Origin of the sequence: Pseudomonas nabeulensis (assembly GCF_004682045.1) — a bacterium.
GTDB classification, from domain to species: Bacteria; Pseudomonadota; Gammaproteobacteria; order Pseudomonadales; family Pseudomonadaceae; genus Aquipseudomonas; species Aquipseudomonas nabeulensis.
The window spans coordinates 62,597-77,768 of record NZ_QUZT01000027.1; the positions used below are offsets into that span (position 1 = coordinate 62,597).

Genomic DNA, 15,172 nt, shown 5'->3' on the forward strand with positions numbered 1-15,172 from the left:
GGCAATTTGATTGTCTACCCATATGAATAGGTCGAAAAGTGCCTTATTGCGCGCCGAAAACTCCCGTCCAATAGATCCCGGCATCGCTCTTCGGGTCCATGGCATACGCCGCGCCCAGTTCGCGAAATTGCGGGTTCATCAGGTTGGCGCAATGGCCAGGGCTGGCGAGCCAGCCGTCGACCACTCGGCGGGGTGTATCCAGCCCGGCGGCGATGTTTTCGCCGATGTTTTTCGCGATATACCCGGCCAGCTCGGCACGGTCGCCCGGCGTGCGGCCGTCGTGGTCGAGGTGATCGAAGAAGTTGCCGTTGGCCATATTGCGCGTGTGGCTATTGGCGGCGCCGGCCAGGTCGTCGTTCCACGACAAAGGAGTGGTCGCGTTAAACGCCTGGGTCCCGCACTGACGCGGCTGGGTACGAGCGACGTTGATCAGGCTCAGCAGTTGCTTGCCTTCGGTCTGCCAATCCCCCAATCCGCTGGACAGCAACGGGCGGGCGAGCACGATGCGCCAGTCCTGGCCGCTGTTGCTCACGCCGATATCGACAAATTGCGGGTCCAGCACCACGCGGCAGAAACTCTCGCGCACGGCCTTCATGGCCGCCTGCGCATCCTTGGGCCCCGACAGGCTGATGGCTTGCACGTTTACCATCGGGTAGGCGGCACGCGCCAACGCCTGCTGCAAATCGCCGACATTGGTGGCCGGCAACACCAGCCGTGTATCGCTGGCCAGCGGTGGCAGTTCCTGGGAACCCTGGTCACCGCAGCGTTGTACCTGGCTGCGGTATTCGTTGATCTGTTGTACCAACTGACTTTCTTCATTCGCCATTGCGCTGGCGCAGAACACCGTAGTGGCGGCCAGCGTCGTCAGGCTCATCATCAATGACAGCACGCGCATGGACGTTACCCTTGAGCTTGAAAGTGCCCATGATGCGCGATGTAGGTGCGTCCATGCACCCGTTGGTCCGAACTTTTTTGCTCAGTGCGTGAATACAGCGGGTTTATGGCGCTGGTTTCAACGTGCCAAACCTGTGTGTCGTATTGCGCCCGCCAACAGGATCAACCCCAGGGCTACGGCAAAGGTTGCGTGCAGGCCATTGGCGACTGATTGCGGGGAGGCGTGGGTGACATCCGGCGTGGCCCAGGCGAACACCGCGCCGAGGGCCGAGGCGCCGATGATCAGGCCCAGGTTCCGTGACAGGTTCAGCAAACCCGAGACCGTTCCTCGGCGTGATGGGTCGACATCGCCCATCACCGCTGTGTTGTTGGCCGCCTGGAACAGGCTGTAACCGCAGGTCAGGATCACCAGCGCGCATAGGTAGGTGAACAAGCCCGAGGCGAATGACAGGGATAACGCGCCGCAGCCCAACAGGCCTAGCCCGCTGAATGTCATGCGTTGGCTGCCAAAGCGCTCCGTGAGATGACCCGCCGGAACGCCGCTGATGGCCGCTACGCAAGGCCCGACTGCCATGGCCAGGCCCATCCACGCCGCATCGAGCCCCAGGCCCCGGGACAGGTAAAAAGGTCCCACGACAAAGGTCGTCATGATCACTGCGGCAATCAGCGCACTCATCGCCAGGCCAGCACGCAAGGGTGCATCTTTCAGGGCGCTGCGTATGCCCAGTTCACTGGACAGTGACGTGCGAGCCTGATCCTGCGGCAAATATCGATAGGCGAGTACGGCGGCGAGCAACCCCAGCGGCATCCCGACCAGAAACAACGCGTGCCAACCCCACATCCCCAGCAATACGCCTCCCACGCTGGGCCCCATGGCGGTGCCCACCGCCGACATCGTGCCCAGCCAGCCCATCACCCGGCCAGTGCGGTCCTTGGTGACCGTGTCGCCGACCATCGCCAACGCCATGGACATCATCACCGCTGCGCCCAGGCCTTGCAGGATGCGCGCGCTCACCAGCCATTCCAGCGTGGGCGCGACGCCACACAGCCCACAGGCTACGGCGAACAACAGCAAGCCGCTGAGCAATAAGCGGCGGCGACCCAGGCGGTCGCCCAAGGCGCCTGCACTTACGATCACTGCCGTGATCGCCAGCAGATAGGCGAGTACCACCCATTGCACCGCATGGAACGATGCATCAAATGCCTGCGCCAGGCTCGGCAGCCCCACATTGGCGATACTGGTGCCCAATGACGCCAGCAACATGGACAGGGACAGGCTCACAAGTGCGCCGCGTGAAGAGGAGGGCATGGCAATTCCTGAGGTGAAGGCAACTGTCACAAATCTACGGCGTCGCCTAACATGGCGGAAGACGCACGATTTGCAGTGAGTACCTGCGTGAAACGCCTGCCAAGGAGCATCAATGCCCGATCTCAATTTGCTGATCACCCTGGACGTCTTGCTCAGCGAGGGCAGCGTCGCTCGCGCAGCCCAGCGGTTGCGCTTGAGTCCTTCGGCCATGAGCCGGGCCCTGGCACGCTTGCGCGAGACCACCGGTGACCCGTTGCTGGTGCGCGCCGGTCGCGGCCTGGTGCCAACGCCACGGGCGATGGCATTACGGGAGCAGGTCAGTCGACTGGTGCAGGAGGCTCATGCGGTGTTACGGCCCACTCTGTCCGTTGACCTGGCCCAGGTCGAACGCACTTTCACCCTGCGCACCAGCGAAGAGTTCGTTGAAAACTTCGGCCCGGCGCTGCTTGCGCGTATAGCCCAGGAGGCGCCCGGTGTGCGCCTGCGGTTTGTCAACAAAACGGATAAGGCCAGCACGCTGTTGCGCGAGGGGAGTGTCGACTTGGATACCGGCGTGGTCGACGCCGAGGCGAGCCCAGAATTGCTGACTCAGGCATTGTTCCGTGATCGCTTGATCGGCGTGGTGCGTTGCGGCCATCCCCTCAGCCAGGGCGAAATGACTGCCGAACGTTATGCGCAAGGCCAGCATGTCTACGTGTCCAGGCGTGGCCAGGATCGCGGTCAGATCGACGCTGCCCTCGAAGCCCAGGGCCTCACGCGGCAGATCGGCACTCTCGTCGCCGGGTTCTCGACGGCCATTGCGCTGGCCCGCGACACCGACCTGATCGCCAGCGTGCCCGAGCGCTACACCGCCCACCAACGCGAGGGCCTGTACAGCTTCGCGTTGCCGCTGGTGTTACCGCTGTTTACCGTGGCGATGCTCTGGCACCCCAGGCTCGACGCCGACCTGGCCCATCGCTGGCTACGCGGATGTTTACGTGAGGTCTGCACGCCGCAACGGGTACAATCGCCGCTGCCTTGACGCGAAACCCCAGGAATTTGCATGTTCAGCCTTACCCGCTACACCACACCGTGCCCCGAGCCCATCAACGCCCAGATCCTGCAAATGGTGGTGGACAACCTCACCGACATCAGCAGCATCGCACTGCCGCCGAGTAACCTGCTGTACAACATCTACCAGTACGCCATTGGTTTTGAGGTGCACCTGTACCTTGAGGCGCTCAATGGTGCGAAAGGCATCACCGTCGAGTTGGTCGTGGCGACGGAAGCTGAAAAGGTCATCGGTTTTGTGCTGTGCCTGCCGGTGAAGGATGACCCCGACGCCTGTGGTATTGCGTTTATGGCGGTGCAGGCGGGTTATCGTCGCCAAGGTGTGGCGCGACGGATGATGCAGGACGTGCTTGGACGCTACCCCCACGCGGAATTGGCGTGTGCGGTGGAGAAGGTTGCCGCCTTTGAATCCCTGGGCTTCCAGGTGCGGGGCGCGCGGGGGACGCAGGTGTTGATGAACACACGCAGCTACGGCACCGACGGGCTGATGGCGGTGCTGGATGTGGCGCCGATCTATCGCTCGCTGGAAGTGCAGCAGATTCATACCTACCTGCTGCAAAAGCATGGCAAGCGGGCGATGGTGGACGCGGAGAAGCAACGCGACCGCCATCTTGATCAACTGACCCGCAAGGTCCAGATGTTCCTGCAGCGTTGACATTGTGGTGAGTGAGGCAAGCCCTAACGCCAGTCAGTTAACGCAAACACTGTACCTGTGGCGAGGGAGCTTGCTCCCGTTGGGCCGCGAAGCGGCCCCAGCTCTTTGTTTTAAAAGACTGGGACTGCTACGCAGTCCAGCGGGAGCAAGCTCCCTCGCCACAGGTTACTTTTTATCCTTCCGACCTGTTAACTGACTGGCATTAGGGCAAACCCTCCCACATTTGGATCATTTAATTCCGGCCACGAGTGACCATCCCCAGGATCGTCGCCAACAGTTCCTGCTGTGCCTCTTCTCGGCTGATCTCTGCGCTGGCCGCCGCATGGGACAGGGCCTCCGCAGCACCGAGCATCGCGCGTAATCCCGCCTGGGATATTCGACCAAACGCTGACAACGCATCGCGGCATTTTTCCAGGAAGATTGCCTCGTACTGGCGTTTGAGGATTTCCAACTCCGGCGAGCTGCTCAGTGCGGCGATCACCCCTGGAATTTCCCGGCCCTGTAACAACACGCAGTCGACATAGGACGACGCAATCACCCATGCCCGGTCTTCCAGCGTCGCATTGCTGGCGTCGATGGCATCGGAAAACACCTGGTTCTGGCGCCCATCAAAATCTTTATACAGCGCAGTCAACAGTCCGGCACGCGTGACGAAGTGGTCGTAGACCACCGGCTTGGTCACGCCCGCCATTTCCGCCAGACGGCCCAGCGTCAGCGCTTCAGTGCCTTCATCGCGCACCAATTGCCAGGCCACCTCCAACAATTGACGCAGCCGATCTTCACGGGATAGCCGACGACGTGGGGCAGGGGACTCATTGCTTGACATGCTTATATACCAAAAGTAACTTACCAAAGGTAACTTAAGCCCAGCGTAAACCGAAAGGGAGTCAATGTCATGCACGCTTTAATCGTTGTTGCTCATCACGACCCGCAATCCCTCACCCATAGCATCGCCTTGCAAACTGCCGCCGGCCTTGTCGAGGCCGGCCACACCTATGAGGTCGCTGACCTTGCCGCCGAAGGCTTCGACCCGCGCTACACCGCAGCTGACCATTTGGTACACCGTACCCGTGCCCAGCCGCCAGCCGATGTGTTGGCCGAGCAAGCACGCATCGACCGCGCCGATGCCCTGGTGCTGGTATTTCCGATCTATTGGTGGTCGATGCCGGGCCTGCTCAAGGGCTGGATTGATCGCGTATTTATCAACGGTTGGGCAATCGACTACGGCCCTGATACGTCAGTGGTCAAAAAGCTGCGCCACTTGAACGTGCATTTGCTGGCGCTCGGTGCAGCGGATGACAGCGCGTTCGACCGACACGGCTATGCCAAGGCCATGCGCACGCAAATCGACTATGGAATCTTTGATTACTGTGGCGCGCAGGTGGTGACGTCCGAGTTATTACTGGACTCGGAGAGTGATCAGGCGCAAGTGCATTTGAAGAAGGCGAAGGCGGTGGGCCAAGCTTTGTTCGCGGCTGACGCTCAGCCGTCGCGAAACAGGTCGTGAGCATCCAGCAAGCGGTACGCAATCTCCGGCCGTTTCTCCATGCCCCGGCGAATCGCGGCCGGAATGGACTGCCGGGTCTTGCGACACAGGCCCGGTAAGTCGTCGATCACGATCTGAATCCCGCGCATGCTCTTGACTTCAGTGTGCCCCGGTGCAACATGCACGCGGATGCCCAATTGCTGGTACATCAGCTGTTGCATGCGTTCCAGGTCTTGCAGGCTCTTGAGGTCTTCCAGGCGGTCGATCAGCTTCTTTTCTTCCTGGCGCGTGAGCTGGAGGATGCGCTGGTCGGCGCCGGGCGTTTCCAGCAATTGTTCACGCTCGCAGACACAGGCGCCGGGTGGGCAGGGTTGGCGAATAGTCATGTGCTGTGCCTCCCCATTCCGACGCTGTTCCCTCAGTAGCTCAGTTGCACCCCAAGACTGCCCAGGGCCTTCCAGTATTCAGGATAGGTCTTGGCCACGCAGTCCGGGTCCTGAATGCGGATGCCTGCGACTTTCAAACCGGCCAGGGCAAAGCACATGGCGATGCGGTGGTCGGCGTGGGTGTCGATCAGGGCATTGCATGAGGTGCCGGCCAGCGCAGGATCGCTGGCCACCAGCAGGTCGTCGCCTTCGATGGTCGCCAGGCCCGGGCGGATTTCATTCAGGCCGTCATGCAGCGCCTGCACGCGATCACATTCCTTGACCCGCAGGTTGGCCAGTTCGGTAAAGCGCACCGGGGTGTTGTTGAAGGCGGCGAGTACCGCCAGCGTTGGAATGGCGTCCTGCATCTGCGAGCCGACCACCGTGGCCTGCATGTGCGGGAACTGGGCGATCACGGCCTGGGCCTTGGCGTCTGGCTGGGTGAAGTCCTGCGCAGCGACGCCGATGTCGATACGGCCACCGGTCAGCACTTCGGCGGCCCACAGGTAGGTGGCGGCGGAAGCGTCCGGCTCGATCAGGTAGTCGTGGGCGGTGTAGCCGGTGGGGGCCACACGCCAGGTGGTGTCGTTGACTTCTTCCACTTGGGCACCGAAGGCGCGCATGCAGTCCAGGGTCAGGTCGACATAACCGCGAGCGCCAATGTCCTTGCCAGTCAGCGCCACTTCAATCGGAGCTTCGCCGCAGGCGGCGAGCATCAGCAAGGCAGAGACGTACTGGCTGGACAGGCCGCCATCGATCTCGAAACGTTTTGCCTGGACCTTGCCCGTGCCGTGCACGGTGACTGGTGGGCAACCGGTCGGGCTGTCGACCTGGATACCGTTCTGGCCGAGGGCGGCCAGCAGTGGGCCAATCGGGCGTTTTTGCATGTAGTCGTCGCCGGTCAGCACCACGCTGCCTTCAACGGTCGCAACCGCTGCGGTGAGAAAGCGCATGGCGGTGCCGGCATTGCCGAGGAACAGCGGCTGCGTGGGCAGTTGCAGTTTACCGGAGCCGGTCACCACGAAGGTGGTGTCGTCGGGCTCGTCGATGGTCACGCCCATTTGGCGCAGGGCCACCGACATATGGCGGGTGTCATCGCTTTTAAGCGCACCGCTCAGGCGGCTGGTGCCCTTGGCCAGGGCCGCCAGCAGCAGCGCGCGGTTGGTAATGGATTTGGAGCCGGGGGGCGCGACCTTGCCATTGAGGGGGAAATTGGGCGGTGTAACGGTCACGGTTTTCTGCGAACTCAAGGTACAAGGCTCCTGATTCAAGGCAAGGTGGTACGGAGTGGCCGACGGGCGGACCCGAATAATCGGCCAAACCGGCGGTGCTTGTCGAGGTTTAGCGCTGGCTCAGCCAGTAATCGTGCAGCGCCCGTGCGGCGGGTTCAATCTGGCTGACGCGTTGCTGGTGTGCGGCCACGTCCAGGTCGGCCGGCAGTTCGAAGTTGTCCTGCTCGGCGCACCAGGAGATTTTCTCCAGCTCGGTGGCTTGTACCGCTGGCAACTCGGGCCAGTTGCCGATGGCGGCGCCACGGATATAGCCAAAGCACCATTCCTCAGCGAGGGTCACGTGCTGGCCCTGGTGTTCGGTTTCATCGAACCGTGCCTTGAAGCCAGCGCCATCGGTGGCCAGTTGCTCAGCCAGGGTGTTGATGTAGCGCACGCACAGTTCCAAAAAGGTCTGTGCCTCGTCCATGTTCTCCCACTCCGGGTTCTGCCCACCCCAGATCGCCGGGAACCACTCGGCCACATCTACCTGGACTGGGCTGGACACCAAGGCCGTGAAATAACCGTCAAGCTCGGCCACGTTCAACACCGAATGGTCATCGCCGTACTTAAGCAGGGTGTCTTCGATAACCTCGAATTCGGCCGGGGTGAGGGGTTGGGCGTGCATGGGCATATCCTTTAAACGTCGAGCGCCGCAGACGAGGCGGCTTAAAGCGCAAAGGATGGCGTGTGCGAGGGGTTTTATCCAGCGTTTTCCCAGCGTTGGCACAGCTTGCTCACGCACATCGAGCCCACCACGGCGAGGATGATCGGCACCAGGAAGTCATGCTCGATGCGCGTGAATTCCGCCACCAGCACAATCGCCGTCAGTGGCATGCTCATGCTGGACGCCAAAAACGCCGCCGCGCCGATGATCGCAAACGCGCCCAGGGGCACCCCTGGCCACAGCAGGCTCCAGGCGCCACCGAGGATAATCGCCAGCAACGCGCCATTGGCCAGCCCAGGCGTCAACAACCCACCCTCGGCGCCGGCGCGCAGGCTGCTGGTGGTGATCAGCACCTTGACCAGCAATAACAACGCGGCCAGGCCAATGCTCAACTCATTGTCGAAACCCAGTTGCGCCGGGCCTTTGCCGTTGCCGAGGATCTGCGGCAACAGCATTGCCAGCCCGCCGATGATCGTGAAGTTGATCAACGACAATACCGGTAGGCGCCAACCCCTGGCAGCATTCGCCCGTGCCTTGCCGGTGAGGCGAGTGAAGCCGTAGGCCGCCAAGCCAAACACCGGCCCACACACCACGGCCCAGGTGATCAGCGTCGGGCTCAACACAAACTGCGGCACGACGTATTGCGACTCGGCACCCAGCCCGATCCACGCCACCGATGCGCCAATCGCCGAGGTGGCCAACGCAATCACCGCTGCCGGCCAACTGAACGCCCCCACCAGCACTTCCAGCACAAACACCGCGCCACCCAGCGGCATGTTGTACACCGCCGCCAGCCCGGCTCCGGCGCCACAGGCAACGATCAAGCGATGCATGGGCGGCTCCAGCCGTGCACGTTGAGACAGCCACGAGGCCGCCAACGCCCCGACTTCCCGTGGCGCCACTTCACGGCCAAGGGGCGAGCCCAGGGCCACGGTGATGATCTGCAGCACGGCGTGGGCGAGGGTGGTCTTGGGCGGCATGATCGGCATCTTGTCCGAGACGGCTTGCTTGATGCTGACCAGGGGGCGGCCATAGCGATAAATCGTCCACCAGCCCAGCCCCGCGACCAACCCGCACACCACCAGGACCAGCAAGCGGCGTTGCGGCGAGGCGGCGGTCACGCCCCATAAAAAGCTTTGATGGCTGACCAGGCTGTCAAGGCTGTAGCCATAGGCCAAGTGCTGGATACCATGCAGCAACAGCGCGAGCAGCATCCCACCGAGACCGGCGCCAATACCGGTGAGCACGACCACCACGGCAAGAATCAAGGATGAGCGAAACGGGGTCGGCATAGCGGGCTCCAGGCAATGACCCTGATTGTATAGCCGATAAATCGTGCTTCCCGGATGAAATGTAATGGCGCTGCATGAACCGCCGTATCCACAACATTGCATTACCTTTGCCAGTCCCGTTTTTGGCCGATGCGCCGTGGCGCACCCTTGTTATAGTTCGGGCCTTATCACTCGCCAGTCAGGGATCACTGCCATGTCCGAATACCACGCTTTCGTCGTCGAACTCATTGGCAACGTTGCCCATGTGCAGATCAACCGCCCGGAAAAGATCAACGCGATGAACGCTGCGTTCTGGACCGAGATCATCGATATTTTCCAGTGGGTCGAAGACACCGACGCAGTGCGTGCCGTGGTGCTCAGTGGCGCCGGCAAGCATTTTTCTTCGGGTATCGATTTGATGATGCTGGCTTCGGTGGCCAACGAGTTTGGTAAGGACGCGGGCCGCAACGCACGCCTGCTGCGGCGCAAGATCCTTGAACTGCAAGCCTCGTTCAACGCCGTGGACAATTGCCGCAAACCGGTACTGGCGGCGATCCAGGGCTATTGCATCGGTGGCGCCATCGACCTGATCAGCGCCTGCGACATGCGCTATGCCGCCGAAGGTGCGCAGTTCTCGATCAAGGAAATCGACATCGGCATGGCCGCCGACGTCGGCACCCTGCAACGCCTGCCGCACATCATCGGCGACGGCATGCTGCGTGAGCTGGCCTACACCGGTCGCCAGTTCGGTGCCGAAGAAGCGCGCAGCATCGGTTTGGTCAATCGTGTGTACGCCGATCAGGAGAGCCTGCTGGCCGGTGTGCTGGACATCGCCCATGAAATCGCCGCCAAATCGCCGATTGCGGTCACCGGCACCAAGGCCATGATCAGCTATATGCGTGACCATACAGTCAAGGATGGTCTGGAATACGTTGCCACCTGGAACTCGGCTATGTTGCAATCCAACGACCTGCGTGTGGCCATCGCGGCCCATATGAGTAAGCAGAAACCCGAATTCGTGGATTGACTGACATGACCCCAGGCTGGATTACCACAACGCTGCTCGACAACGACACCCCCGGCGGCTGGGCCGTCGCCCGTAGCCGCGACGGCTTTTTGCATGACACCAATGGCCCGCTGTTCCCCCGGGAATGGCTCAAGCGCCAGGACCTGTCGGTATTCGCCGAACACGGCATCGGCCATCTCGACGGCGAGCCGGTGTACCTGCTGGAGCTGAACGCGCCGGCCGAAGTACCGGATTGCAGTTGGCAAGGCTTGCGGGCCTTTATGCTGCAAGGCGATCACACCCTGTACAAAGTGTTGGGCTATGCCGCGCAGATTGGCACTTGGGCGCGTGAACACCGCTTTTGTGGTAGCTGTGGCCAGGCCATGGTACAGGTCCCACGGGAGCGGGCGATGTATTGCCAGGCCTGCGACCTGCGCAGCTACCCACGGATTTCGCCGAGCATGATTGTGCTGGTGACCCGTGGTGACGAGATCCTGCTGGCGCGTTCGCCGCGTTTTGTGACAGGGGTCTACAGCACCCTGGCGGGGTTTGCCGAGCCGGGGGAGTCGGCTGAGGACTGCCTGATCCGCGAGGTTCGTGAGGAAGTGCAGCTCGAGGTGAAGAACATCCAGTACATGGGCAGCCAATGCTGGCCGTTTCCGCACTCGATGATGCTGGGCTTTCACGCGGAATACGCCGGTGGCGATATCGTGCCCCAGGCCGATGAGATCGAAGACGCGCAGTGGTTCAATGTGCACGACCTGCCGCCGTTGCCGGCGTCACGTTCGATTGCGCGTTACCTGATCGACCTCTACCTGGCCCGTCGTTTAGGCCACGCTGAACCAGTGCTGCCAGGCTAGGCGCACGGTCAGGCCCAGGACCACGGTGATAAACACCGGGCGAATGAATTTGGCGCCGCCGCTGATTGCGCTGCGTGCGCCAAAGAATGCACCGAACATCACGCAAATACCCATGGTCAGGCCGACGATCCAGTCCACCGTGCCGTTGAAGATAAACACCGACAGCGCTGCCGCGTTGCTGACGAAATTCATGCTGCGCGCCACGCCGCTGGCCTTCACCAGGTCGATGGGGTACATCAACATCGTGCTGACGGTCCAAAAGGCACCGGTGCCGGGGCCAGCCACACCATCGTAGAACCCCAGGCCAAAGCCTTGGGTGGATTGCCATTTCTTCTTGATCGGCGCATCTGCATCCAGCGGCGCTTTGGGCGTGCCGCCAAACAACAGGTACAGGCCGCAGCCGAACACGATCACCGGGAGCATTTTGTTCAGGGTTTCGGCGGGCAGGTAGTGGGCGACCACCGCGCCCGTCAGCGCGCCGATCAAGGTGCCGACGATGGCATGCACCCACTGGCGCGGGTGGAACAGTTTGCGGCGATAGAAGGTAAAGCTGGCAGTGGCGGAGCCGAAGGTGGAACTGAGCTTGTTGGTGCCCAGCACCAGATGTGGCGGCATGCCGGCGGTGAGCAGGGCGGGCGTGGTGAGCAACCCGCCGCCGCCGGCGATGGCGTCAATGAAACCGGCGATAAAGGCGACAAACGCCAGGATGGCGAGGGTGGTGAGGTCAACGCTGAGTTCGAAGGGCATGGGCAGGGCTTATTTTTGGCTGGGTGCAGCGAAAGGGCTGCACTGAAGGCCTGCATCTTAACCGCCTGCTGTACACAGATCCAAATGTATAGAGGTCAAAATGTGGGAGGGGGCTTGCCCCCGATTGCAGTGTGTCAGCTACAAATTAGTCAGCTGACACTCCCTCATCGGGGGCAAGCCCCCTCCCACATTTGATTTGTGTTCACTGGGTTATTTGTGTGTTTCCAACCACTCCAGCGCAGTACGCCAAATACAAATCCCCAAAAAGTACGCCGACATCACCGACCACAACCCAAACGTCCACGGGTTGGTATTCGGATAATCCACCACCATCAGGAAACTGCACAACAACCAGATCGTGGTCACTGCGATATTGATCGGCATAAACCGCTTCACGCGGAACGGGTGCAAAAACTTCATCGGCGTGACGGTCAGCAGCGCCAAGCCGATCACGGTCAACAATGTGACCCAGGCTTCAGGCTGGATGATATACACGCAGAGTGCCACCACGTTCCACGCCGCCGGGAAGCCGACAAAGTAGTTGTCTTTGCTCTTCATGTTGACGTTGCAGAAGCAGAACAGCGATGACACCAGGATCACCGACACCGTGAACAAGTGGGTGAAGTCGGGCAGGTCGATATAGCGGTAGATAAACAGCGCCGGGATGAACACGTAGGTGAGGTAGTCGATCACCAGGTCCAGCACCGAGCCATCAAAGCTCGGCAGCACGGTACTGACATTGACCCGTCGGGCCAGTGAACCATCGACGCCATCGACCACCAGCGCCAATCCCAGCCATAGCAGACAGGCTTTAGGCGAGTTTTCCAACAGCGCCAGGGTGGCCAAAAAGGCCAGTACCACACCGGTAGCGGTAAAGCCGTGGGCGCCCCAGGCTTTGAGTCTGGCTACATGCAGGGTCGATATCACAGGCGGTTCTCCAAAAGGTGAAACGGGGCAGCCGACAGCGTGACGCCGTCGAGTCTGGCCGGGGAATGCAGGTATCGACCGGGAAGGGGGGGATAAGGTTCACCACCCCGGTGTATCACTTAGCGTAGCAAGCGTAGGACGTTTCGGCATCAGCCCTGGCGGAACACCAGTGCTTTCAAGCCGCTTTGTCGGTCGATATCCGGGAATTCCGGCGGGTTTTCCAGGCGTTCGACAAAGCGCAGGCCCGGTGCTTCGCGGGTTACGCCGTCGATCAGGAAGTCTTCGCCGAAGGCCGGGTCGTTCATGCAGGCCAGTACCGTGCCGTTTGCCGTGAGCAAATCCGGCAGGCGCCGCAGGACGCGTTGGTAGTCCTTGGTCAACAGGAAGCTGCCTTTTTGGAACGAGGGCGGGTCGATGATCACCAGGTCATAGGGGCCGCTGTGGGTGACCTTGGCCCAGGACTTGAACAGGTCGTGGCCGAGGAAGGTGACCATGCTCAGGTCGTGACCGTTCAGGCGATGGTTGTCGCGACCACGGCTCAGGGCGCCACGGGCCATGTCGAGGTTGACCACATGGTCGGCACCGCCTTCGATGGCGGCCACGGAAAAGCCGCAGGTGTAGGCAAACAGGTTGAGCACGCGTTGGCCTTCGGCCTGTTCGCGCACCCAGTTGCGGCCGTAGCGCATGTCGAGGAACAGCCCGCTGTTCTGTTTTTTACCCAGGTCGATCAGGTAACGCAGGCCGCCTTCGGTGATGGTCAGCTCGTCGACTGGGTTACCGGCGAGCCATTCGGTGGTGCTTTGTGGCAGGTAGCGGTGTTGCAGGGCGATGGTGTGGGTGCTGAATTGGCTGTGCAACAGATGTTTGAGGGCTTCCAACTGCGCCGGCTCCGGCTCCTTGAACAATGACACCAACAGCACGCCTTGCAGCCAATCCACCGTCAACTGCTCCAGGCCCGGCCAGCAGCGGCCACGGCCGTGGAACAAACGGCGGGTTTCGTCAGGCGGTGTGGCCAGGGCGGTAAGCAAGTGGCTGTGCAGGATGGAGAGTGCGTCTGGGGTCATCGTTTAGCGTCGGTCATTGAGCGGGCGGCATTTTAAACACAATTAAGTGATTAGAACGCAGCGATCAACGGCTCACCAAAGCTTTCGCGAATGAACCCCGGCGCAATGTAGCGCTCGTAATGCGCCTCCGACAGCAGGAAAAACTCGCGGTCGATGGCGTCGCGCAAGTCCGCCAGACGCCGCTCGCGAAACTCCGGCAACAGTGCCAGCCCGTAGGCATCCAGCCTGGAGATCACCCGGGCACCCCGAGCGATCAACTGGTAGGCCCAGCAATACGGTGATTGGTGCGGCATGAAACGGATCTTGCGGCTTTCCAGTTGCTGGCGCAGGAGGTCGGTATCAAACACTTCCAACTTGCTGGCCATCACTTGTACCAGCAATTGCTCCAGGCGCAGCCACACCGCTTGTTTCTCCTCGGCGTTGTAGCCGTTCCACTGGATCACTTCGTGGTGATAGCGCTTGCAGCCTCGGCAGACCAGGTCGCCATAGACGGTGGAGCACAGGCCGACGCAGGGGGTTTTGATGGTTTGATTGGGCATGTAGTGAGCGGGCTTGTCCCGCGCTGGGTGGCGAAGCCGCCCCAATTGGGGCGTCGCGGTGTGTCTGGAATACCGAGGTGTCTGGTTTTAGGGCGGCTCTGCCACCCAGCGCGGGACAAGCCCGCTCACTACAGAAGCACTCAACGGCCCCTGTTGATCAATCCCAGCTCAGCGCGCCGCCGGTCTGGTACTCGATCACACGGGTCTCAAAGAAATTCTTCTCTTTCTTCAAGTCCATGATCTCACTCATCCAAGGGAACGGATTCGTCGTCCCCGGATACTCTTCCTTCAACCCAATCTGCGACAAACGACGATTCGCGATGAACTTCAAATAGTCTTCCATCATCGCCGCGTTCATGCCCAACACGCCGCGAGGCATGGTATCCCGCGCATATTCAATCTCCAGCTGCGTCCCTTGCAGGATCATCTGGGTCGCTTCTTCCTTCATCTCGGCATCCCACAAATGTGGGTTTTCGATTTTGATCTGGTTGATCACGTCGATACCGAAGTTCAGGTGCATCGACTCATCGCGCAGGATGTACTGGAACTGCTCGGCCACGCCGGTCATTTTGTTGCGACGGCCCATGGACAAAATCTGGGTGAAACCGCAGTAGAAGAAGATGCCTTCCAGTACGCAGTAGTAGGCGACCAGGTTGCGCAGCAGCTCCTTGTCGGTCTCGACGGTGCCGGTTTCGAACTTCGGATCGGAGATCGAGCGGGTGTACTTCAAGCCCCAGGCGGCCTTTTTAGCGACCGATGGAATCTCGTGGTACATGTTGAAGATTTCGCCTTCATCCATGGCCAGGGATTCGATGCAGTACTGGTAGGCGTGGGTGTGGATCGCTTCTTCGAAGGCCTGGCGCAGGATGTACTGGCGGCACTCCGGGTTGGTGATCAGGCGGTACACGGCCAGCACCAGGTTGTTCGCGACCAACGAGTCAGCCGTGGAGAAGAAGCCCAGGTTGCGCATGACGATGCGACGCTCGTCGTCGGTCAGGCCTTCC

Annotated in this window: 17 protein-coding genes; 5 read left to right on the plus strand and 12 right to left on the minus strand. The window is 61.1% G+C overall.

What is annotated here, in order from left to right:
• Positions 1–43 precede the first annotated feature (43 nt).
• Together DYL61_RS15680 and DYL61_RS15685 are read right to left on the minus strand one after the other, a co-directional pair.
• Positions 44–895, minus strand: a complete 852-nt coding sequence (locus DYL61_RS15680) for a CAP domain-containing protein (RefSeq protein WP_135309064.1) — start codon at positions 893–895, stop codon at positions 44–46.
• 117 nt (positions 896–1,012) lie between these two features.
• The gene (locus tag DYL61_RS15685; RefSeq protein ID WP_135309065.1) at positions 1,013–2,203 is read right to left on the minus strand and encodes an MFS transporter; all 1,191 of its coding nucleotides are present in this window, start codon (positions 2,201–2,203) and stop codon (positions 1,013–1,015) included.
• A gap of 112 nt (positions 2,204–2,315) precedes the next feature.
• On the opposite strand from DYL61_RS15685, the gene DYL61_RS15690 reads away from it, so the two are divergent.
• Both DYL61_RS15690 and DYL61_RS15695 read left to right on the plus strand, forming a co-directional pair.
• Complete coding sequence (locus DYL61_RS15690; protein ID WP_135309066.1) at positions 2,316–3,224, plus strand: LysR family transcriptional regulator; 909 nt, start codon at positions 2,316–2,318, stop codon at positions 3,222–3,224.
• Between the two features lie 21 nt (positions 3,225–3,245).
• Complete coding sequence (locus DYL61_RS15695; protein WP_135309067.1) at positions 3,246–3,908, plus strand: GNAT family N-acetyltransferase; 663 nt, start codon at positions 3,246–3,248, stop codon at positions 3,906–3,908.
• Positions 3,909–4,140: 232 nt separating this feature from the next.
• On the opposite strand, the gene DYL61_RS15700 is transcribed toward DYL61_RS15695, so the two are convergent.
• Positions 4,141–4,734, minus strand: a complete 594-nt coding sequence (locus DYL61_RS15700; protein WP_135309068.1) for a TetR/AcrR family transcriptional regulator — start codon at positions 4,732–4,734, stop codon at positions 4,141–4,143.
• A 69-nt stretch (positions 4,735–4,803) separates the two neighbouring features.
• Between DYL61_RS15700 and DYL61_RS15705 the strand changes: the two genes are divergently transcribed.
• Positions 4,804–5,415 carry an NAD(P)H-dependent oxidoreductase gene (locus DYL61_RS15705; protein WP_135309069.1) on the plus strand — a complete coding sequence of 204 codons (612 nt, stop codon included), beginning with the start codon at positions 4,804–4,806 and terminating at the stop codon, positions 5,413–5,415.
• Here DYL61_RS15705 and DYL61_RS15710 read toward each other — a convergent pair.
• The 4 genes from DYL61_RS15710 to DYL61_RS15725 all read right to left on the minus strand — a co-directional run bounded on the left by DYL61_RS15710 (position 5,391) and on the right by DYL61_RS15725 (position 9,046).
• Positions 5,391–5,780 carry a hypothetical protein gene (locus DYL61_RS15710; RefSeq protein ID WP_135309070.1) on the minus strand — a complete coding sequence of 130 codons (390 nt, stop codon included), beginning with the start codon at positions 5,778–5,780 and terminating at the stop codon, positions 5,391–5,393. The two genes, DYL61_RS15705 and DYL61_RS15710, sit on opposite strands and share 25 nt — an antisense overlap.
• Positions 5,781–5,812: 32 nt before the next feature.
• Positions 5,813–7,069 carry a 3-phosphoshikimate 1-carboxyvinyltransferase gene (locus tag DYL61_RS15715; protein WP_135309071.1) on the minus strand — a complete coding sequence of 419 codons (1,257 nt, stop codon included), beginning with the start codon at positions 7,067–7,069 and terminating at the stop codon, positions 5,813–5,815.
• Positions 7,070–7,160: 91 nt separating this feature from the next.
• On the minus strand, positions 7,161–7,715 hold the full coding sequence (locus DYL61_RS15720; protein WP_135309072.1) for a UPF0149 family protein: 555 nt from the start codon (positions 7,713–7,715) through the stop codon (positions 7,161–7,163).
• 74 nt (positions 7,716–7,789) lie between these two features.
• Positions 7,790–9,046: a chloride channel protein gene (locus DYL61_RS15725; protein WP_135309073.1), complete on the minus strand. Its 1,257-nt coding sequence runs from the start codon at positions 9,044–9,046 to the stop codon at positions 7,790–7,792.
• Positions 9,047–9,239: 193 nt separating this feature from the next.
• Between DYL61_RS15725 and DYL61_RS15730 the strand changes: the two genes are divergently transcribed.
• Both DYL61_RS15730 and nudC read left to right on the plus strand, forming a co-directional pair.
• On the plus strand, positions 9,240–10,052 hold the full coding sequence (locus DYL61_RS15730; RefSeq protein WP_135309074.1) for a crotonase/enoyl-CoA hydratase family protein: 813 nt from the start codon (positions 9,240–9,242) through the stop codon (positions 10,050–10,052).
• Between the two features lie 5 nt (positions 10,053–10,057).
• Positions 10,058–10,891, plus strand: a complete 834-nt coding sequence (nudC, locus tag DYL61_RS15735; protein WP_135309075.1) for an NAD(+) diphosphatase — start codon at positions 10,058–10,060, stop codon at positions 10,889–10,891.
• Here the strand turns inward: nudC and DYL61_RS15740 are convergent.
• The 5 genes from DYL61_RS15740 to DYL61_RS15760 all read right to left on the minus strand — a co-directional run.
• On the minus strand, positions 10,859–11,638 hold the full coding sequence (locus DYL61_RS15740) for a TSUP family transporter (RefSeq protein WP_135309076.1): 780 nt from the start codon (positions 11,636–11,638) through the stop codon (positions 10,859–10,861). The genes nudC and DYL61_RS15740 overlap by 33 nt on opposite strands.
• 210 nt (positions 11,639–11,848) lie before the next feature.
• Entirely contained in the window at positions 11,849–12,565 is a 717-nt protein-coding gene (pcsA, locus tag DYL61_RS15745) for a phosphatidylcholine synthase (protein ID WP_135309077.1), read from the minus strand.
• 149 nt (positions 12,566–12,714) lie between these two features.
• On the minus strand, positions 12,715–13,629 hold the full coding sequence (locus DYL61_RS15750) for a class I SAM-dependent methyltransferase (RefSeq protein WP_135309078.1): 915 nt from the start codon (positions 13,627–13,629) through the stop codon (positions 12,715–12,717).
• A gap of 50 nt (positions 13,630–13,679) precedes the next feature.
• Positions 13,680–14,168, minus strand: coding sequence for a DUF1289 domain-containing protein (locus DYL61_RS15755; protein ID WP_135309079.1), 489 nt, complete (start codon positions 14,166–14,168; stop codon positions 13,680–13,682).
• 157 nt (positions 14,169–14,325) lie between these two features.
• Positions 14,326–15,172, minus strand: an 847-nt coding sequence (locus tag DYL61_RS15760) for a ribonucleotide-diphosphate reductase subunit beta (protein WP_135309080.1), incomplete at its 5' end; no start/stop codon positions are given.